16 protein-coding genes are annotated in these 19,479 nt (G+C 61.1%); 6 read left to right on the forward strand and 10 right to left on the reverse strand.

Annotated features, from left to right (window positions below):
* Window positions 1-67: 67 nt before the first annotated feature.
* Window positions 68-1,414, reverse strand: a complete 1,347-nt coding sequence (gene pmbA / locus AB3G35_RS22595; RefSeq protein ID WP_016781787.1) for a metalloprotease PmbA — start codon at window positions 1,412-1,414, stop codon at window positions 68-70.
* A gap of 107 nt (window positions 1,415-1,521) precedes the next feature.
* On the opposite strand from pmbA, the gene yjgA reads away from it, so the two are divergent.
* Window positions 1,522-2,043, forward strand: a complete 522-nt coding sequence (gene yjgA / locus AB3G35_RS22600; RefSeq protein ID WP_016781786.1) for a ribosome biogenesis factor YjgA — start codon at window positions 1,522-1,524, stop codon at window positions 2,041-2,043.
* Window positions 2,044-2,090: 47 nt separating this feature from the next.
* Here yjgA and tldD read toward each other — a convergent pair whose 3' ends face one another.
* The 8 genes from tldD to mreB form a co-directional block, all read right to left on the reverse strand.
* On the reverse strand, window positions 2,091-3,533 hold the full coding sequence (gene tldD, locus AB3G35_RS22605) for a metalloprotease TldD (protein WP_016781785.1): 1,443 nt from the start codon (window positions 3,531-3,533) through the stop codon (window positions 2,091-2,093).
* Between the two features lie 155 nt (window positions 3,534-3,688).
* Window positions 3,689-4,516 (reverse strand): carbon-nitrogen hydrolase family protein, encoded by an 828-nt coding sequence (locus tag AB3G35_RS22610; RefSeq protein WP_134049646.1) that lies wholly within the window; start codon window positions 4,514-4,516, stop codon window positions 3,689-3,691.
* A 153-nt stretch (window positions 4,517-4,669) separates the two neighbouring features.
* Window positions 4,670-8,482 carry a YhdP family protein gene (locus AB3G35_RS22615; protein WP_369782152.1) on the reverse strand — a complete coding sequence of 1,271 codons (3,813 nt, stop codon included), beginning with the start codon at window positions 8,480-8,482 and terminating at the stop codon, window positions 4,670-4,672.
* Between the two features lie 75 nt (window positions 8,483-8,557).
* Window positions 8,558-10,015: a ribonuclease G gene (rng, locus tag AB3G35_RS22620; RefSeq protein WP_016781782.1), complete on the reverse strand. Its 1,458-nt coding sequence runs from the start codon at window positions 10,013-10,015 to the stop codon at window positions 8,558-8,560.
* 56 nt (window positions 10,016-10,071) lie between these two features.
* A complete protein-coding gene (locus AB3G35_RS22625) occupies window positions 10,072-10,677 on the reverse strand; it encodes a nucleoside triphosphate pyrophosphatase (RefSeq protein ID WP_086798670.1) in 606 nt (201 codons plus the stop codon).
* Between the two features lie 51 nt (window positions 10,678-10,728).
* Window positions 10,729-11,217, reverse strand: a complete 489-nt coding sequence (gene mreD / locus AB3G35_RS22630; protein WP_016781780.1) for a rod shape-determining protein MreD — start codon at window positions 11,215-11,217, stop codon at window positions 10,729-10,731.
* Window positions 11,218-12,282 carry a rod shape-determining protein MreC gene (mreC, locus tag AB3G35_RS22635; RefSeq protein WP_086798672.1) on the reverse strand — a complete coding sequence of 355 codons (1,065 nt, stop codon included), beginning with the start codon at window positions 12,280-12,282 and terminating at the stop codon, window positions 11,218-11,220.
* A gap of 143 nt (window positions 12,283-12,425) precedes the next feature.
* Complete coding sequence (gene mreB / locus AB3G35_RS22640) at window positions 12,426-13,463, reverse strand: rod shape-determining protein MreB (RefSeq protein ID WP_002555108.1); 1,038 nt, start codon at window positions 13,461-13,463, stop codon at window positions 12,426-12,428.
* A gap of 210 nt (window positions 13,464-13,673) precedes the next feature.
* Here mreB and gatC point away from each other — a divergent pair, with 210 nt between their 5' ends.
* The 5 genes from gatC (at window position 13,674) to AB3G35_RS22665 (ending at window position 18,484) form a co-directional block, all read left to right on the forward strand.
* A complete protein-coding gene (gene gatC / locus AB3G35_RS22645) occupies window positions 13,674-13,961 on the forward strand; it encodes an Asp-tRNA(Asn)/Glu-tRNA(Gln) amidotransferase subunit GatC (protein ID WP_016781778.1) in 288 nt (95 codons plus the stop codon).
* Window positions 13,962-13,976: 15 nt separating this feature from the next.
* Window positions 13,977-15,428 carry an Asp-tRNA(Asn)/Glu-tRNA(Gln) amidotransferase subunit GatA gene (gatA, locus tag AB3G35_RS22650; RefSeq protein WP_083369631.1) on the forward strand — a complete coding sequence of 484 codons (1,452 nt, stop codon included), beginning with the start codon at window positions 13,977-13,979 and terminating at the stop codon, window positions 15,426-15,428.
* Window positions 15,429-15,438: 10 nt separating this feature from the next.
* Window positions 15,439-16,884, forward strand: a complete 1,446-nt coding sequence (gatB, locus tag AB3G35_RS22655; RefSeq protein WP_016781777.1) for an Asp-tRNA(Asn)/Glu-tRNA(Gln) amidotransferase subunit GatB — start codon at window positions 15,439-15,441, stop codon at window positions 16,882-16,884.
* A gap of 137 nt (window positions 16,885-17,021) precedes the next feature.
* On the forward strand, window positions 17,022-17,393 hold the full coding sequence (locus AB3G35_RS22660) for a septal ring lytic transglycosylase RlpA family protein (protein ID WP_016781776.1): 372 nt from the start codon (window positions 17,022-17,024) through the stop codon (window positions 17,391-17,393).
* A gap of 50 nt (window positions 17,394-17,443) precedes the next feature.
* Window positions 17,444-18,484, forward strand: a complete 1,041-nt coding sequence (locus AB3G35_RS22665) for a calcium/sodium antiporter (protein ID WP_029611532.1) — start codon at window positions 17,444-17,446, stop codon at window positions 18,482-18,484.
* On the opposite strand, the gene AB3G35_RS22670 is transcribed toward AB3G35_RS22665, so the two are convergent.
* Window positions 18,481-19,422 carry an AEC family transporter gene (locus tag AB3G35_RS22670; protein ID WP_086798674.1) on the reverse strand — a complete coding sequence of 314 codons (942 nt, stop codon included), beginning with the start codon at window positions 19,420-19,422 and terminating at the stop codon, window positions 18,481-18,483. The two genes, AB3G35_RS22665 and AB3G35_RS22670, sit on opposite strands and share 4 nt — an antisense overlap.
* Between the last annotated feature and the right edge of the window lie 57 nt (window positions 19,423-19,479).

Raw genomic sequence — 19,479 nt, forward strand, 5'->3', positions numbered from 1 at the left:
ATGCACAAACACAAAAAAGGCGTATCACCGATTCAGTGATACGCCTTGGCATGGAACAGAGCAGCGTTTAGCTACCCGCCACCATCATGCGTTCGATCAGCACCGAGCCGGTGCGGATATTGCTGCGCAGTTCCAGGTCGTTGCCCACGGCCACGATCTGTTTGAACATGTCGCGCATATTGCCGGCAATGGTCACTTCCTGAACCGGGAACTGGATTTCGCCATTCTCGACCCAGAAACCCGCCGCGCCACGGGAGTAGTCGCCGGTGACCATGTTCAGGCCGCTGCCCATCAGCTCCGTGACGAACAAACCACGGCCCATGCGCCGGATCAATGCCGCCTGGTCTTCGTCGCCGTGGGTCACGAACAGGTTATGCACGCCGCCGGCGTTGGCGGTGCTCGGCATGCCCAGCTTGCGTCCGGAGTAGGTGCTGAGGATGTACGAAACCAGCTCGCCATCCTTGATAAACGGCTTGGCGTAGGTGGCCAGGCCGTCGTTGTCGAACGATGAGCTGCCCATGGCGCGCATCAGGTGCGGGCGCTCATCCAGGGTCAACCATTCAGGGAAAATCTGCTGGCCCATTGCATCAAGCAGGAACGACGACTTGCGGTACAGGTTGCCGCCCGAGATGGCACCCAGGAAGCTGCCGAACAGACCGCCAGCCAGTTCGGCCGAGAACAGCACCGGCACTTCGCACGTCGGTACCGGGCGCGAGCCCAGGCGGCGGGCAGCGCGCTCGGCGGCGCGCTGGCCAATGCTCACGGCGTCCATCAACAACTCGCCCTGGCAATTGACGTCATACCAGTAGTCACGCTGCATCTGGCCGTCACCTTCGGCGATCATCACGCAGCTGAGGCTATGCCGGGTGGAAGCCGAGCCACCGATAAAGCCATTGCTGTTGCCGTATACACGGCAGCCCTGATGGGTGCTGAGGGTGGTGCCATCGGCGTTCTTGATCCGGCTGTCGGCATCAAATGCTGCCGCTTCACAGGCCAGGGCCTTTTCAATGGCCTGCTCGGGGGTGATGTCCCAGGTGTGGAACACATCAAAGTCTTTCAGTTCACGCGCCATCAGGCTGGCATCGGCCAAACCCGAGCTTTCGTCTTCCGAAGTGTGTTTGGCGATCGCCAGGGCAGCAGCGACGGTTTCGCGGATGGCCTCCGGGCCGGTGGCCGAAGTGCTGGCCGAGCCTTTGCGCTGGCCTACATAGAGGGTGATGCCAAAACCCTGGTCACGGTTGAACTCTACGGTTTCAACTTCGCGCTGACGTACCGAGGTCGACAAACCCTGCTCCAGCGACACAGCGACTTCACAGGCGCTGGCGCCCTGGCGCCTGGCTTCGGCAATGATTTGCTCGACCTGTTCCTGCAGTGCCGGCAAGGCCTGCGGGCCGACGCTTTGAACTGCACTCATGGTTTTCTCCACTCAAATTCTGTTTTCGGCAGGGCCGCCGAGCGACCGGGCCGGACAAGCGGCCCCCGACTGGTTATCATGGCGGCGTTTCTTTGCGGACTGCCACCATGGTTGATTCTTACGACGACGCCTTCGACGGCGAAAAAAGCAAATCGCAGGTCAAACGCGAGCTTCATGCTCTGGTTGATCTGGGCGAGCGTCTCACGACACTCAAGCCTGACTTGCTGAACAAAATGCCCCTGACTGACGCTATGCGTAAGGCTTTGGCAGATGCTCCAAAACACACGGCTCATATTGCGCGCAAGCGCCATATGATGTTCATCGGCAAACTGATGCGCGATCAACCGCTTGACGAAATTCTTGCCTTGATCGATCAAGTCGATGCCTCTTCTCGCCAGTACAACGAACGTTTTCACAACCTCGAGCGCTGGCGTGATCGCCTGATCGAGGGTGATGACGCTGTACTGGAAAAGTTTGTTGCCGAGTTCCCTGAAGCCGACCGCCAGCAAATGCGTTCGGTGATACGTCAGGCCAAACACGAGCTGGCTCATAACAAGGCACCGGCTTCAAGCCGCAAATTGTTCAAGTACATCCGTGGGTTGGACGAGACTCAACGCGGTCTGCGTTAAGCCTCGTACCCGTGAAGGTTGCCTGGCAACCTTCACGGGACCTCCCCTCAACCGCCCGTACCACCCACAGTGATCGCGTCAATCTTCAGGGTTGGCTGGCCGACACCTACCGGCACCGACTGCCCGTCCTTGCCACACGTTCCCACGCCGCTGTCCAGCGACAGGTCGTTGCCGACCATCGACACCTTGCTCATTGCTTCCGGTCCGTTGCCAATCAGGGTCGCGCCTTTGACTGGGCGAGTGATTTTGCCGTCTTCAATCAAATAGGCTTCGCTGGTGGAGAACACAAACTTGCCGCTGGTGATATCGACCTGACCACCGCCCAGGTTGGCGCAGTAGATGCCCTTTTTCACCGAGGCGATGATCTCGGCCGGATCGCTCTCGCCACCCAGCATGTAGGTGTTGGTCATGCGCGGCATCGGCAAGTGCGCATAGGATTCGCGACGGCCGTTGCCGGTGCGGGCCACGCCCATCAGGCGGGCATTGAGCTTGTCCTGCATGTAGCCCTTGAGCACGCCGTTTTCAATCAGGGTGGTGCACTCGGTCGGGGTACCTTCGTCATCCACGCTCAGCGAGCCACGGCGGCCGGCCAGGGTGCCGTCATCGACGATGGTGCACAGCTTCGAGGCGACCATTTCACCCATGCGCCCGCTGTAGGCAGAGCTGCCCTTGCGGTTGAAGTCGCCTTCCAGGCCGTGGCCCACGGCTTCGTGCAACAGCACGCCGGACCAGCCCGAGCCCAGCACCACCGGCATGGTGCCTGCCGGAGCCGGTACGGCTTCAAGGTTGACTAGTGCTTGGCGCAATGCTTCACGCGCATACCCCATTGCACGATCATCGGTGAGGAAATAACGGTAGTCGGTACGCCCGCCGCCGCCATGCCCGCCGCGCTCGCGACGGCCATTTTGCTCGACGATGACGCTGACATTGAAGCGCACCAGCGGGCGGATATCGGCAGCCAGACCACCGTCAGTGGAGGCCACCAGAATGCGTTCCCAGACCCCGGCCATGCTCACGGTGACTTGCTGGATCCGCGGGTCGAGGGCGCGGGTAGCGGCATCGACACGCTTGAGCAGTTCGACTTTTTCAGCGCGGCTGATGACTTCCAGCGGGTTGTCCGGGCCATACAGCTGAGCCACGTCCTGAGTGGTGAACGCCTGCACCGTGCCGTTTTGCCCGGCACGGGAGATCGAACGGGCGGCGCGGGCGGCCTGACCCAATGCGTCCAGGGTGATGGCATTGCTGTAGGCAAAGCCGGTCTTCTCGCCAGACTGGGCACGAACGCCTACACCCTGGTCGAGGTTAAAGCTGCCTTCTTTGACGATACCGTCTTCCAGCGCCCAGGATTCGGAGATCTGGCCCTGGAAGTACAGGTCTGCGGCGTCGATGCCCGGCCCGGCCAGGTCGCCCAATACGCTTTGCAGGCTTTCGATGGTGACACCGCCCGGTGCCAACAGGTGTTCGCTGACTGAGGTCAACAACTCGCTCATATTCACTCCGTCTTGGCCCCTGCTTCAGCATCTTTGAGTGCTGAACCCACGGGCCTGAAAAATCAGTTCTGTGGGAGCGGGCTTGCTCGCGATGGCATCAATACGGTGCAACGGTGACACCGCGTCGTCTGCATCGCGAGCAAGCCCGCTCCCACCTAAATTAGCTGGGCGTTAAACCGCCGATGGCTCACCACCGGCATGCGTGCCCGGATATCCGCTTGCTCAGCGGCATCGCGGCGGGCCAGTAATACGCCCTCGCCTTGCGCCTGCTCGGCCAGCACCCGCCCCCAGGGGTCGATAATGGCTGCATGCCCCCAGGTTTCCCGCGGGCCGGGGTGAATGCCGCCCTGGGCCGCTGCGAGGATGTAGCACTGGGTTTCAATGGCGCGGGCGCGAATGAGTACCTCCCAATGGGCCTCGCCCGTGACCGCAGTAAAGGCCGAGGGCGCGGTAATCAGTTCAGCGCCAGCGGCGCGTAGCTCACTGTACAGCTCCGGGAAGCGCAGGTCATAACATACGCTCAGGCCCAACTTGCCGACCGGGGTATCCGCCACGACCACACGCCCCCCATGAGCATAGTCATCAGACTCACGGTAGCGGCCACGGTTATCGGACACATCCACGTCAAACAAGTGCAGTTTGTCGTATCGGGCAGCGCATTCACCCTCGGCATTGATGAGCAGTGAACAGGCATTGACCTTGGCTTGAGGTTGACCCTCTGGCGGCAGAGGCAAAGTGCCGGCAACTATCCATAACTTGAGGTCGCGGGCGGTCTGTTTCAACCAGGGCAGGATCAGGCCCTCGCCCAAGGCCTCGCCACGGCCGATGGCGGCTGTATCGCGACGGCCCATCGCGGCAAAGTTCTCGGGCAACACGGCCAGTTGCGCACCGCCTTGGGCAGCCTCCTCCAGCAGGCGACGGGCCTGGGCCAGATTGGCCAGCACATCGCTCTGGCTGACCATTTGAATCACTGCTAGCGACATGACGTATTCCTGATCGAAAAAACCCTTTTGTGGGAGTCGGGCTTGCCCGCGAGGGCATCGCCGCGATTTGCCTGACATATCTCGGCGCCCGCATCGCAGGCAAGCCAGCCCCCACTGGTTTTGTGGGAGCCGGATCTGAGGACAATGCTACGCCTAGTTTTTTTCAAAAGGCTTGTCGAAGGTGATTTTCGGATCGTTCCACGGGCCCTGGATGCTGTATTGCACGCTGGCGAAGCGCGACACCTGGTCACCGATCAGCTTGTTGAGCAGGAACATCGCCCCGCCCGCTGCCGGCCCGCCCACCAGCAAGGCGGCAAGAGGCAGGTTGTTAGTCACGGGCAAGGTCACCAGCAGCTTGGCGTCGACCCGGTCGGTGACCATGTTCAATGTACCGTTAAGTTCCAGATTGGTGGACGGCCCGGTCATCAGGATCGGCTTGCCTGTGCTGTACACGCCGCTGCGGGCATTGAGCACGCCCTTGACCCGGTCATAGCTCAGGCCCTTGCCGAACAGGTCGGAGAAGTCCAGGCGCAGGCGACGGCCAATGGCGTTGAAGTTGAGCAAGCCAAAAATGCGCAGCACCTGGGCGCTGCCGTCGACTTCCACAAACTGCCCCTTGTTGAGCGAGGCGTCCAGTGTGCCGGAGAAACGCTTGAGGCCAATCCACGCTGGCGAACCGGGCCAGCTGCCATCGATGTCCACATGAAAGTTGTCGCTGGTGACGCTGGGGGCAAAGCCCCAGTTCTTCAGCACCGTGGCCAGGTTGCCGCCACCCAGGCGCCCCTGATACCAGCTCTTGCTGTTACCCGCCACCCCTTCCCAACCGCCCGAACCTTCAAGCAGCATGCCTTTGAGCCCCAGGTTGAGGCTGGTCAGGCTGATGCCGCGGCTGTTGGGCCGAATGTTGAGCGACCAGGCACCCAGCAACTCAGAGCCCTGGTAAAGCTGGCGAATAATGATGTCCAGCGCCGGTATTTTACGCGGGTCGACCGCCGCCAGCGGATCGGGGGCGTTGTCATCCGCCACCACCTTGGGGTCGGGGGCCGGCAGGCGAATGGTCTGCATATTGACCACAATCGGCGCGTTTTTCGCATCCGGCAGGGTCACTGCACCAATGGCCTGCTTGCTGTCGATTTGCAGCGCCCAGGAGGCGGCAACGCGCTTCATGACCAGACGCACCTGATCCAATTGGGTGCCGAAGGCAATCAACTTGCCGACTTTAAAGTCCGCACTGCTGAGCAGTTGCTTGGCACTGCCGCCCGGGTCATTGCCGGCATAACGCTCCACCAGCGCCTGCCAGGGGGCTACGTCGAGTTCCGACAGCACACCGCGAATACGCAGGCCCTTGGTAGTCGGCAATACCGGGGCACCACTGCCCAAAAACAGCTCGCCGCGCCCGTCTTCGAACTTGCCGTCGGGCGCGGCAAAGGTCAGGTTGGCCAGGTCGCCGTAGTCAAACCAGTAACGCCGTTCGGCTCCTTGCAGGGTCATACGGAACACACTGTTGCGACTTTCATTGGCCGCCAGCCCAAAGGGCGCAGGCAGATCAACCACCGCCCCCTTGAGGCTGGAGCTGACCCGCAACTGGCTGTCGGCACCGTCGAGGGTGAGTTGCAATTGATATGGCAAATCGCCGCTTATAGGGATCGGTTGATTGAACTTGAGCCAGTCCGTGAGCTTTTTCACCCCCACCTGACCGCTGGCCACTACCCGGGTGCTGATACGACCGGGCTTGCCATCGGCAAAAATCTGCGCGGTGATCGGGCGATCGAACGCCCGCGCACTGATGCCTTTGCCGCTCAGGCCCTTGGCACTGTCGAAGCGAAAATCGCCCTTGAGCTGGGTCAGCTCAAGCTCGGGTTCACTGATTTTCAGGCGGGCCTTGTCGGTGCTGAAGTCCACCAGGATTTTCGGCTCCACGCTTTTTTCCAGCGGGATATCCAGATCAACGCGGCCCTTGAGCGAACCTTCGCCCTGCCAGCCAGCAAAGGTTTCGGCGGTGCCAATGGGGGCTTCCTGAAGGATTTTCAGGCCGTCGCCCAGCCCGCCATCAAAATTCCCGTCCAGAAACAGATGGCTGACCTTGCCTGCTGGCACATGCGGGATGTTGACGGCCACGTTGCGCACCTGGGTGTCGAGCAACTGGCCTTTGCTGGCCATGATCCGCACGCCGCTGTCTTCGATAAACACGTCGCCCGAGACATCACGCACATGGGGCCAGCCAGGCTGGAACGCCAGTTCGGCGCCATGCACCTTGAAAAACAAACTGATATTGCGCGCCGCCGCGACGGCGTCGTGGCTCAGGGAGCCCTGGTACTGGAAAAACCCTTCTTCGACCGCACCCTTGATAATCGCCGTGCTCAGCCATTCGGTCAGGGCCGGGCTCAGCACTTCAGGCAGGTACTTGGGAGTAAAACTGCCGTCGCCATCCGTAAGACCAACCCGCAGGTCCATGTAGTCTTCTTGGGAATGGTCGAGGTGAATACGGATCAAGAAGTCAGCCGCGATCTTGCCCTCTTCTCCCAGCACTTTGATGTAGGGGGCAACCAGGGTGAAGCTGTCCTTGTTCAGCGTCCAGGTCAGCAGGGCATTGGCTTGCAGGTACTGCCAGGGCTTGGCGAAGATCGGGTCCAGGTGCAGCATGAAGTCCTTGCTGTCCAGGCGCAGTTCGCCCTTGCCCAGGTCACCGCTGATCAGGCCACTGACGTTGCGTGCCGCCGGAGCACCGTGGGTGGCATTGAAGCCGACCTGCTCCAGATTGGCCGCGAAACTGATTTTTTGATCGTCCGTGGCGGCCGGACGATAGTCGGCCAGTACTTTGCGCAATGTGCCCGTCACGCTCAACTGGTCGATAACGGTGGCGACGGCCTCCGGCACGGGGGCCAGCGAGTCCATCAGCGGCGTGATCGGGGTCAGGTCCAGGCGGTCGGCCTGCAGGTGCCAGCGCTCCTGCTCCTTGTCGGTGGCCGCGAACTGCTGCAATTGCAGACGGGTTTCCCAACGGGTCTTGCCCAGGTTCATGGCCAATGAATCGAGCACCACCTTGAAGCCCTGCTTGCCGCGCTCGGCCCAGGCATGCAGGGCCAGGTTTTCGATGGTCTCGGGTTTGCGCCCGGCATAGGCGCCGCTCAGTTTGGGCGCATTCAGGCGCGCCACGGCGCTCTGCACCGAGCCCTGGCTCCAGTTGAACCAGAGTTCGCCACCCGCCTTGAGCTCAGAGACTTTCCACGGCGCAATCAGCGAGGCCGGCAGCCACTTGGCCCAGTCACTTTGCGGCAGGCTTACATAGGCCTGGGCCGCGCCGTCACGCCAATGGCTGGCCTGGACCTGGGTGCTGAGGCTCAACGCCACGGGCTGGCCATCGGGCAAGGTCAGGCGCGCATCGAGGCGCTGGTCCGAGGCGCCGACGTCCAGGGTCAGCCCTACATAGGTCAGGGTCAGCGGGGCTTGCTTGTAGGGTTCCAGGGTCACCTGGCTGTCGAGCACCGACAATCGCGCCACATGCTGCAACTGGGTGAGCAACTGCTCAGGGTCCAGCGGCTGGTCGTCCTGCACTGGCAGCCCCTCGAGGGTCCAGTGGCCGTGCTCATCCTGGCGCAGGCTCAGTTGCAGGCCATTAAGCTGCACGCGGGCAATGCGGATATCGCGGTTCAACAGGCTGGCCAACACATCGGGCACCACCTGCACTTCGTCAAGGCGCAGGGCGCTGTTACCCTCGCCGACCATCACATCGTGGGCCTTCAGTACCGGCACCATGCCGCTCCAGCTTCCTTCAAGGCTGCCAATGGTCAATGGCATGCCCAGGGCGTCACGGGCTTTGTTCTGAACCTCTACGCGGTATTCGGCAATCAGCGGGGTCAATTCACGGCCGATGCTGACGTACAACGCCGTCAGCACCAAAACCAGAGCGCATGCGCCCAACCCCCAACGGGTCAGCGCGGCAAAAAAGCGTGTCAGACGCTCCATGTCAGGTGGCCCCTTCAGTAATGATCGAAGGAGCCGGGTTCAGCCCCTTTGTAACGCTATACGACGCTTGATACTTCAGAGCAGCACCACGTCGTATTGTTCCTGGGAATACATGGTTTCGACCTGAAAGCGAATCGTGCGCCCGATAAAGCCTTCGAGTTCCGCGACATTGCCCGACTCTTCGTCCAGCAGGCGGTCGACCACCCGCTGGTTGGCCAGGACCCGATAACCGGTGGCTTGATAGGCCCGGGCCTCACGCAGGATTTCGCGGAAAATCTCGTAGCAGATGGTTTCCGGGGTTTTCAGCTTGCCCCGGCCCTGGCAGCACACGCACGGCTCGCACAAGACCTGCTCCAGGCTCTCGCGGGTACGCTTGCGGGTCATCTGCACCAGGCCCAGCTCGGTGATGCCGATGATGTTGGTCTTGGCGTGGTCGCGCTCCAGCTGTTTTTCCAGGGTGCGAATCACCTGGCGCTGGTGCTCTTCATCTTCCATGTCGATGAAGTCGATGATGATGATACCGCCCAGGTTGCGCAGGCGCAGTTGACGGGCAATGGCGGTGGCGGCTTCGAGGTTGGTCTTGAAGATGGTTTCTTCAAGGTTGCGATGCCCCACAAACGCGCCCGTGTTGACGTCGATGGTGGTCATGGCTTCAGCCGGGTCCACCACCAGATAACCGCCGGACTTGAGCGGCACCTTGCGGTCCAGGGCTTTCTGGATTTCGTCTTCAACGCCGTACAAATCGAAAATCGGCCGTTCGCCCGGGTAGTGCTCAAGGCGGTCGGCGATTTCCGGCATCAGTTCGGCCACAAACTGCGTGGTCCGCTGGAAGGTTTCCCGCGAATCGATGCGAATTTTCTCGATCTTGGGGCTGACCAGATCGCGCAAGGTGCGCAGTGCCAGGCCCAGGTCTTCGTAGATCACCGTCGGCGCACCAACAGTCTTGATCTGGGCACCGATCTGATCCCACAAGCGCCGCAGGTAGCGGATGTCCATGAGGATCTCATCCGCGCCGGCCCCTTCGGCCGCCGTGCGCAGGATAAAACCGCCGGCTTCCTTGATACCTTCCTGGGCCACGCAATCGCTGACCACCTGCTTGAGGCGTTCACGCTCGGCTTCGTCTTCGATCTTCAGGGAGATGCCGACATGGGCGGTACGCGGCATGTACACCAGGTAGCGCGAAGGAATCGACAGTTGCGTGGTCAGGCGTGCGCCTTTGGAACCAATCGGGTCTTTGGTGACTTGCACCACCAGGCTCTGGCCTTCATGCACCAGGGTACCGATGCTCTCAACGGCCTGGCCTTCACGCAGGGAAATTTCGGAGGCATGGATAAAAGCCGCACGATCCAGGCCAATATCGACAAAGGCAGCCTGCATACCGGGCAAAACCCTGACAATCTTGCCTTTGTAGATATTGCCGACAATGCCCCGGCGCTGGGTACGCTCGACATGCACCTCTTGCAGAACACCGTTCTCTACCACCGCCACGCGCGATTCCATCGGCGTGATGTTGATCAGGATCTCTTCACTCATGGCTGGGTCTCGTTCAGGCGTCATCACAGTAGTGCCACGTCTCGTAGGTGCCGTATTCAGCGCACGGTAAGGTTTTGCCAACAGGGTATGCCGAAATGCCCGAGCAGTTCTGCGGTTTCGCACACGGGCAGCCCCACTACAGCGGAATAGCTGCCATTGAGCCCCGCGACAAACACCGCGGCCAGCCCCTGGATAGCATAACCACCGGCCTTGTCCTGGGGTTCGCCGCTGGCCCAGTACAGGCGGGCTTCTTGTGTACTGATGTTACGAAAGCGCACCTGGCTGCGCACCACGCGGGTTTCGCAGCGCCCGGCGTCCATGATCGCGATGGCAGTCAACACCTCATGCTCGCGCCCGGACAGCGCCATGAGCATAGCCAAGGCATCGGCCTCGTCGACCGGTTTGCCCAGAATGCGTTCATCCAGCACCACGGCCGTGTCGGCACCCAGCACGCAGAACGCGCCGTTGGGTGGAGTGTTTGACAAGTGTTGGTGCCCGGCCCGGGCCTTTTCGAGCGCCAGACGCTCGACATAGGCCACCGGGGATTCATTCGGCAGGGGCGTTTCGTCAATGGCGGCACTGACCGTTTCAAACGGCACGCCGATTTGCGTCAGCAGCTCACGCCGCCGCGGTGAGCCGGAAGCCAGATAAAGTGAAGTCATCAAGACATCTCCCTGTCGAGGTGAACAAACCAGGAAATGGCTCGTATCCAGTTAATTGATTTTGAAACGTCGGCACAGCCCGCGCAGCCCGTAGCTGATCCACGGCCACAGCAAGGCACTGACCACGCCCGGCAATACCAGCGCCAGGGTCGGCTGGCGATTGCCAGTCAAGGCACTGAGCCACAACTGGGCAAGCTGGGCCAGACCGAAGATCACCAACAACACCAGGCATTGCTGCCACATCGGGAACACCCGCAGGCGTTGCTGAAGGGACAGAACCAGGAAAGTGATCAGGGTCAGCGTCAGGGCATTCTGCCCCAGCAGCGTGCCATACAGCACATCTTCGGCCAGGCCCAGGCAAAACGCGGTGACCATGCCCACTTTATGCGGCATGTACAAGGCCCAGAAGGCCAGCAACAAGGCCAGCCAGAGCGGGCGCAGGATTTCCATGAACTGTGGCATCGGTGAAATGCTGAGCAACAGGCCGATGGCAAACGTCAGCCAGATCATCCAGCCGTTACGCGAACGGGTACTCGCCATTTATTGCCTCTCCCGGGTAGTGGCCGGCACGGCGGCTGGCGGCTTGGCGGCAGGGGTTGCAGCTGGCACAGGCTTTTTAACGGCCTTGGGTTCGGTCACCGCAGGTGCAGGAACGGCAGGGACGGCCGCCGGGGCAACCGTTGGCGCCGGCTTGGGCACGGTGGCCGGAATGATCGGCGCCGGTTCACCATTCTGCTCGGCCTGTTGCGCCTTGGCCGCGTCGTTGGCCCGCTCTTCAGGAGTGCGGCTGTCACTGAATACCAGCAACAGGTAGCGGCTGCGGTTCAGGGCTGCGGTCGGCACGGCGCGCACAATGGCAAAAGGCTGGCCGGAGTCGTGAATCACTTCCTTGACCGTTGCCACCGGGTAACCGGCAGGGAAACGCTGCCCCAGACCCGAGCTGACCAGCAGGTCGCCCACCTTGATATCGGCCGTGTCGGCGACATGACGCAATTCAAGGCTTTCAGGGTTGCCTGTACCGCTGGCAATCGCCCGCAAGCCATTACGGTTCACCTGTACCGGAATACTGTGGGTGGTATCGGTCAGCAGCAACACACGCGAGGTGTAGGGCATCAACTCGACCACCTGGCCCATCAGCCCGCGTGCATCAAGCACCGGCTGCCCCAATACAACGCCATCGCGCTCACCCTTGTTGATGATGATGCGATGAGTGAAGGGGTTGGGGTCCATGCCGATCAACTCGGCCACTTCAACCTTTTCGTTGACCAGCGCAGAAGAGTTGAGCAACTCGCGCAGGCGCACGTTCTGCTCGGTCAAGGCGGCCAGCTTTTGCATGCGGCCTTGAAGCAGAAGGTTTTCGGTCTTGAGTTTTTCGTTCTCGGCCACCAGTTCGGTACGGCTGCCGAACTGACTGGCCACGCCCTGCCACAAGCGCTGCGGCAAATCGGTGATCCAGTAGGACTGCATCAGCACCAGCGACATTTGACTGCGCACGGGCTTGAGCAACGTGAAGCGAGCGTCCACTACCATCAGCGTGACCGATAGCACGACCAGCACCAGAAAGCGCACGCCCAATGAGGGGCCTTTGGAAAAGAGCGGTTTAATAAGCCGCTCCTCCGGGGCAAGTGTTCAATTTATTCATGCGGCTTCAAGCGGCCTGGATGAAGATTGACAAAAGATAAACGCCAAAAGGCAGCACTGCAAAGTGCTACCTTTTGATGATAACCAAAGGACTGCACCCGGCGATCTTATTCGCTGGAGAGCAGATCCATCGTGTGTTTATCCATCATTTCCAGCGCACGGCCACCGCCACGCGCAACGCAGGTCAGCGGGTCTTCGGCAACAATCACCGGCAGGCCGGTTTCCTGGGCCAGCAGCTTGTCGAGGTCACGCAGCAAGGCGCCACCACCGGTCAGTACCAGGCCACGCTCGGCGATGTCCGAAGCCAGCTCTGGCGGGGACTGCTCCAGCGCACTTTTCACGGCCTGAACGATGGTTGCCAGGGACTCTTGCAGAGCCTCGAGCACTTCATTGGAGTTCAGGGTGAAGGCACGCGGCACGCCTTCTGCCAGGTTACGGCCGCGCACGTCGACTTCACGCACTTCACCGCCCGGGTAGGCTGTACCGATTTCCTGCTTGATGCGCTCCGCCGTCGACTCGCCGATCAGGCTGCCGTAGTTGCGACGCACATAAGTGATGATCGCCTCGTCGAAACGGTCGCCGCCAACCCGAACGGATTCAGCGTAAACCACACCGTTGAGGGAGATGAGTGCGATTTCTGTGGTACCGCCACCGATATCGACCACCATCGAACCGCGGGCTTCTTCAACCGGCAGGCCCGCACCGATGGCCGCAGCCATTGGTTCTTCGATCAGGAACACTTCACGCGCACCGGCACCGAGTGCCGATTCACGGATGGCGCGACGCTCTACCTGAGTCGATTTGCAAGGCACGCAAATCAGCACTCGCGGGCTTGGCTGCAGGAAACTGTTTTCATGCACCTTGTTGATGAAGTACTGCAGCATTTTTTCGCAAACGCTGAAATCGGCAATAACGCCGTCCTTCATCGGACGAATGGCAGCAATGTTGCCCGGTGTACGGCCGAGCATGCGCTTGGCCTCGGTGCCGACGGCAACGACACTTTTCTGGTTACCGTGTGTCCGAATGGCCACAACCGATGGTTCATTCAGGACAATACCGCGCTCACGCACGTAAATAAGGGTGTTGGCAGTGCCCAGGTCGATGGAAAGATCGCTGGAAAACATGCCACGCAGTTTCTTGAACATGGGAAAGGGACCCTAGGCAACGCGTGGGTAAAAAAGTGCGGCAAACTCTAACAACGACAGGGATTTTGGGCAAGGCGCCAATATGTTAAATTGGGCGCTTTTCTGAGCACCAACTCCCATAATCGCGGCCATATGACCGTAGAAATGCGGTAGTGTTCCGACAATCTAACACACGGATAGCATCCGTCCTGTTTTCCACTGGAGAATCCCATGGCGCTAGACCGCTCCGACGTGGAAAAAATCGCACATTTGGCCCGTCTTGGCCTCAATGATGCCGATATTCCACGCACCACCGAAGCCCTTAACAGCATTTTGGGGCTGATTGATCAGATGCAGGCCGTTGACACTACCGGTATCGAGCCTCTGGCCCACCCACTGGAAGCCAGCCAGCGCCTGCGTGCCGACGTCGTGACTGAAAGCAATCATCGCGAGGCTTATCAGTCCATCGCACCAGCGGTCGAAAACGGCCTTTATCTGGTTCCGAAAGTCATCGAGTAAAGGGAAAGAGCCTGCATGCATCAATTGACTCTGGCCGAGATCGCCCGCGGACTCGCCGATAAAAAGTTTTCTTCCGAAGAGCTGACCAAGACCCTGCTGGCGCGTATCGCCCAGCTCGATCCTCAGCTCAACAGCTTCATCACCCTCACCGAAGACCTTGCGCTAGAGCAGGCAAGGGCCGCTGACGCACGTCGCGCCAACGGTGAAACCGGGGCCCTGCTGGGCGCGCCGATCGCTCACAAGGACCTGTTCTGCACCTTGGGCGTGCGCACCAGCTGTGCCTCGAAGATGCTCGACAACTTCAAGGCACCCTACGACGCCACTGTGGTTGCCAAGCTGGCCGCAGCCGGCGCCGTAAGCCTGGGCAAGACCAACATGGACGAGTTCGCGATGGGCTCGGCCAACGAATCGAGCTACTACGGCGCGGTCAAAAACCCGTGGAATCTTGAGCACGTACCCGGCGGTTCGTCGGGTGGTTCGGCTGCAGCCGTTGCCGCCCGTCTGTTGCCTGCGGCAACGGGCACCGACACTGGCGGATCTATCCGACAGCCGGCAGCCCTGACCAACCTCACAGGCCTGAAACCGACATACGGTCGCGTTTCGCGCTGGGGCATGATCGCTTACGCGTCCAGCCTCGACCAGGCTGGACCGTTAGCGCGTACTGCCGAAGATTGCGCCATCCTGCTGCAGGGCATGGCCGGTTTCGACCCACAAGACTCCACCAGCATTGACGAGCCCGTACCGGACTTCAGCGCCAACCTCAACGGTTCGCTGCAAGGCCTGCGTATCGGCGTGCCTGCGGAGTTCTTCAGCGAAGGCCTCGACGCGCGCATCGCCGAGCTGATCCACAACAGCATCAAAGAGCTGGAGAAGCTCGGTGCCGTGATCAAGCCGATCAGCCTGCCGAACATGCAGCACGCGATCCCTGCGTACTACGTCATCGCACCTGCCGAGGCCTCGTCCAACCTGTCGCGTTTCGACGGCGTGCGCTTCGGCCACCGCTGCGAAAACCCGAAAGACCTCACCGACCTGTACAAGCGTTCGCGCGCCGAAGGCTTTGGCCCGGAAGTACAGCGCCGGATCCTGGTCGGTGCCTACGCCCTGTCGGCGGGTTACTACGACGCTTACTACCTGCAAGCGCAAAAAATCCGTCGCCTGATCAAAAACGACTTCATGACTGCGTTCAACGAAGTCGACATCATCCTCGGCCCAACCACGCCTAACCCGGCCTGGAAAATCGGCGCTAAAAACAGCGACCCGGTTTCGGCCTACCTGGAAGACGTCTACACCATTACCGCCAACCTCGCGGGCCTGCCGGGCCTGTCGATGCCAGCCGGTTTTGTCGATGGCTTGCCAGTAGGCGTGCAGCTGCTTGCGCCTTACTTCCAGGAAGGTCGCTTGCTCAACGTCGCTCACCAGTATCAGTTGCACACTGACTGGCACACGCGCTCACCTGCCGGCTTCTGAGGAGAAACACATGCAATGGGAAGTTGTGATCGGACTGGAAATTCACTCCCAGCTCGCCACCCAATCGAAGATTTTCTCCGGTAGTGCCACCACGTTTGGCGCTGAACCGAACACCCAGGCCAGCCTGGTAGACCTGGGCATGCCCGGCGTACTGCCGGTGCTGAACCAGGAAGCCGTGCGCATGGCCGTCATGTTCGGCGTGGCCGTTGACGCCGAAATCGGCCAGCACAACGTGTTCGCCCGCAAGAACTACTTCTACCCCGACCTGCCCAAGGGCTACCAGATCAGCCAGATGGAGCTGCCGATTGTCGGCAAGGGCCACCTGGACATCACCCTGGAAGATGGCACGGTCAAACGTGTCGGCATTACCCGTGCGCACCTTGAAGAAGACGCCGGCAAAAGCCTGCACGAAGACTTCAGCGGCTCCACCGGCATCGACCTGAACCGCGCGGGCACCCCGCTGCTGGAAATCGTTTCCGAGCCGGACATGCGCAGCGCCAAGGAGGCCGTGGCCTACGTCAAGGCCATGCACGCCCTGGTACGCTACCTGGGCATCTGTGACGGCAATATGGCCGAAGGCTCGCTGCGTTGCGACTGCAACGTGTCGGTACGCCCGGTGGGTCAGGCCGAGTTCGGCACGCGCTGCGAGATCAAGAACGTCAACTCGTTCCGTTTTATCGAGAAGGCGATCAACAGCGAAATCCAGCGCCAGATCGAGCTGATCGAAGACGGTGGCAAGGTCATCCAGCAAACTCGCCTGTACGACCCGAACAAAGACGAAACCCGCGCCATGCGCAGCAAGGAGGAAGCCAACGACTACCGTTACTTCCCCGACCCTGACCTGCTGCCGGTGGTGATCGAGGACTCGTTCATCGAAGACGTGCGCGCCACCCTGCCGGAACTGCCACCGCAAAAGCGCGAGCGTTTCCAGTCGCAGTTCGGCCTGTCGGCCTACGACGCCAGCGTTCTGGCTTCGAGCCGCGAACAGGCGGACTACTTCGAAAAAGTCGTGAGCATCAGTGGCGACGCCAAGCTGGCGGCCAACTGGGTGATGGTTGAGCTGGGCAGCCTGCTTAACAAGCAAGGCCTGGACATCGACCAGTCGCCGGTCAGCGCCGAGCAATTGGGCGGCATGCTGCAGCGCATCAAGGACAACACCATCTCCGGCAAAATCGCCAAGGTAGTGCTTGAAGCGATGGCCAATGGCGAAGGCACTGCCGACGAAGTCATTGAAAAACGTGGCCTCAAGCAAGTGACCGACAGCGGCGCCATTGAAAAGGTGCTGGATGAAATGCTGGCGGCCAACGCCGAGCAGGTCGAGCAATACCGTGCGGCAGACGAAGCCAAGCGCGGCAAGATGTTCGGCTTCTTCGTGGGCCAGGCGATGAAAGCCTCCAAAGGCAAAGCCAACCCGCAACAGGTCAACGAATTGCTCAAGAGCAAGCTCGAAGGCTAAGCCACACACCTGTGGGAGCGGGCTTGCTCGCGATGGGATCGATGCGGACCTTACTGAAACACCGCGCCGCCCGCATCGCGAGCAAGCCCGCTCCCACAGGGTTTTGTGGTTTTTTCCCGCAACATAAGGATCCCCCCATGAAGCGGCTACTCGGCGCCTGCGCCCTGCTCAGCTTGCTCGCCGGCTGCGCCAGCCATGACATAGACCCCCGCGGCTATGATCAAACCGGCACCGCCTCTTATTACGGCGCCCGTCACCACGGTAAACGTACCGCCAGTGGCGAGCCTTTCGACCAGCACGGCCTCACGGCCGCCCATCGTCAGCTACCCTTCGGCACGCGCGTCCTGGTCACCAACCTGAGCAACAACAAATCTGTCGTGGTGCGCATCAATGATCGCGGACCGCACACCCGTGGCCGCCTGATAGATCTTTCCCGCCAGGCCGCCGAGCAACTGGGCATGCTGCGCAGCGGCACGGCCAAAGTGCGGGTCCAGGGCATGAATGATTAATTGAGGGAGTGGTCGCCATTTTGGCTTTGAGCACGCTGTCACCGTGGAACCTGCTGCAACTGCTCTGCGGCCTCGCGCTGCTGGTCGCCGGGGCCGAACTGCTGGTGCGTTGCGCCGTGCGCATGGCCGCCAACCTGAAGGTGCGCCCGCTATTGATCGGCTTGACCCTCGTGGCCGTGGGCAGCAGCGCACCGCAACTGACCGTCAGCCTGCAGGCCGCCCTCAATGACACGGCAGACATTGCCGTAGGCAGCGTAATCGGCAGCAATATCTTCAATATTCTGGTCACCCTGGGCCTTTCGGCACTGATCATCCCCTTGCGGGTGTCCCGCCAACTGGTGCGCCTGGACATCCCGCTGATGATCCTCGCCAGCGGCCTGGTGTTTGCCCTGGCCCTGAACAAGCAGCTCGACCGCCTGGACGGCGTCGTCCTGCTGGGCGGCCTGCTGGTTTACCTGGCCCTGCTGCTGCGCCAGTCGCGCCACAGCGGCCATCATCACCCCCGCCACGACCTGCCGCGCACCTCCTGGCTGCACAACCTCGTACTGATGCTGGCCGCCCTGCTGCTGCTGGGGCTTGCCGGGCACCTGTTGCTCGGCGCCGCAGTCACGCTCGCCACCGAGCTGGGGCTGTCGGAGCGGATCATCGGCCTGACCATCATTGCTGTCAGCACGTCGCTGCCGCAGTTGGCTACCTCGCTGATCGCCGCCTTTCGCGGCCAGCGCGAAATTGCCGTGGGCAATGTGATCGGCAGCAATGTATTCAACCTGCTGGGCGTGCTCGGGCTGACCGCCCTGGTAGCACCTGCGCCCCTGTCGGTATCACCCAATGCCCTGGCGTTCGATCTGCCGGTGATGCTGGGAGTCGCGGCACTGTGCCTGCCGGTGTTCTACACCGGCTACCGCGTCACCCGGGGCGAAGGGTTGCTCTTTCTGGGACTGTACCTGGCCTATGGCCTGCATGTGGTGTCGTTTACCACCGGGATGCCGCTAGCGGGCAAGCTTGAGCATTTGATGCTGTTCTTTGTACTGCCGGCGCTGCTGCTGTTCCTGCTGCTCAGCACCTTGCGTGCGTGGCGTAGGCAGCACTAGATCCAGCCACCCCACTGCAGCACAAAGATGCCGAGATTGGTGGTGAGCGCCGCCATCAAGGTGGTGATCACGATGATTGCAGCTGCCAACTCGTGATTGCCATTGGCCGCCCGGGCCATGACATAACTGGCCGCCGCCGTGGGGCTGGCGAAGTACAGGAACAGAATCCCCAACTCCGGCCCGCGAAAGCCGCACAGCCAGGCACCCAGGGTTGCCAGCAACGGCATGCTGACCATTTTCACCAGGCTGGCGCTCAGTGCCATATCGCCACTTTTGCGCAGGCTGGCCAATGACAGCGTGCCGCCGATGCAAATCAGTGCCAACGGCAGGGTCATCGCTGCCAGGTACTCGCCCGATGCCTGCAACCAGCCAGGCAGGCCGATCTTGAACACCGCAAACGGCACGGCCGCCAGCACACTGATGATCAGCGGGTTCTTGACCACACTTTTGCAGATGCTCCACGGATCGGACTTGATCACCGGGCTGTACACCGCCAGCACAATGGTCGACAGGGTGTTGTAGAGCAAAATCACCAGCCCGGCGAGCACCGCCCCCAGCGAAATCCCGTAGTCGCCGTACATGCTGGCTGCCAGGGCCAGGCCGACCACCCCGTTATTGCCGCGAAAGGCGCCCTGGGTGTAGATGCCGCGATCTTCCCGCGGGCAGCGCCAGATCGACCAGCCCCACGCCAGCGCAAAGCTGAGCAAGGTCGCCACGACAAAATACGCCAGTACCTTGGGCTGCAAGGCCGCCCTGAGGTCGGCGTGCAAAATACCCAGAAACAACAACGCCGGCATGGTGACGTTAAACACCAGTGCCGACGCAGTATGGATAAAGTTGTCGTTGATCCAGCCCACACGCTTGAGCACCACGCCTAAAAACAGCATGGCAAACACCGGGGCGGTAATCGTGAGCGTCTGAAGGAAAATAGCCAGCATGTCAGCCCACTCGTGGGGGAACAGCGGGTTGAAGCTCTCTGGAAGAAAGCTTCAACG

Origin of the sequence: Pseudomonas sp. WC2401 (assembly GCF_041200115.1) — a bacterium.
In the GTDB taxonomy this organism is placed as follows: Bacteria; Pseudomonadota; Gammaproteobacteria; order Pseudomonadales; family Pseudomonadaceae; genus Aquipseudomonas; species Aquipseudomonas fragi.

What these genes read in the sequence shown, in the direction of transcription:
- pmbA (WP_016781787.1), bottom strand. Translation starts at nt 1,414, where the DNA reads ATGAGTGCAGTTCAAAGCGTCGGCCCGCAGGCCTTGCCGGCACTGCAG.
- yjgA (WP_016781786.1), top strand. Translation starts at nt 1,522, where the DNA reads ATGGTTGATTCTTACGACGACGCCTTCGACGGCGAAAAAAGCAAATCG.
- tldD (WP_016781785.1), bottom strand. Translation starts at nt 3,533, where the DNA reads ATGAGCGAGTTGTTGACCTCAGTCAGCGAACACCTGTTGGCACCGGGC.
- AB3G35_RS22610 (WP_134049646.1), bottom strand. Translation starts at nt 4,516, where the DNA reads ATGTCGCTAGCAGTGATTCAAATGGTCAGCCAGAGCGATGTGCTGGCC.
- AB3G35_RS22615 (WP_369782152.1), bottom strand. Translation starts at nt 8,482, where the DNA reads ATGGAGCGTCTGACACGCTTTTTTGCCGCGCTGACCCGTTGGGGGTTG.
- rng (WP_016781782.1), bottom strand. Translation starts at nt 10,015, where the DNA reads ATGAGTGAAGAGATCCTGATCAACATCACGCCGATGGAATCGCGCGTG.
- AB3G35_RS22625 (WP_086798670.1), bottom strand. Translation starts at nt 10,677, where the DNA reads ATGACTTCACTTTATCTGGCTTCCGGCTCACCGCGGCGGCGTGAGCTG.
- mreD (WP_016781780.1), bottom strand. Translation starts at nt 11,217, where the DNA reads ATGGCGAGTACCCGTTCGCGTAACGGCTGGATGATCTGGCTGACGTTT.
- mreB (WP_002555108.1), bottom strand. Translation starts at nt 13,463, where the DNA reads ATGTTCAAGAAACTGCGTGGCATGTTTTCCAGCGATCTTTCCATCGAC.
- gatC (WP_016781778.1), top strand. Translation starts at nt 13,674, where the DNA reads ATGGCGCTAGACCGCTCCGACGTGGAAAAAATCGCACATTTGGCCCGT.
- gatA (WP_083369631.1), top strand. Translation starts at nt 13,977, where the DNA reads ATGCATCAATTGACTCTGGCCGAGATCGCCCGCGGACTCGCCGATAAA.
- gatB (WP_016781777.1), top strand. Translation starts at nt 15,439, where the DNA reads ATGCAATGGGAAGTTGTGATCGGACTGGAAATTCACTCCCAGCTCGCC.
- AB3G35_RS22660 (WP_016781776.1), top strand. Translation starts at nt 17,022, where the DNA reads ATGAAGCGGCTACTCGGCGCCTGCGCCCTGCTCAGCTTGCTCGCCGGC.
- AB3G35_RS22670 (WP_086798674.1), bottom strand. Translation starts at nt 19,422, where the DNA reads ATGCTGGCTATTTTCCTTCAGACGCTCACGATTACCGCCCCGGTGTTT.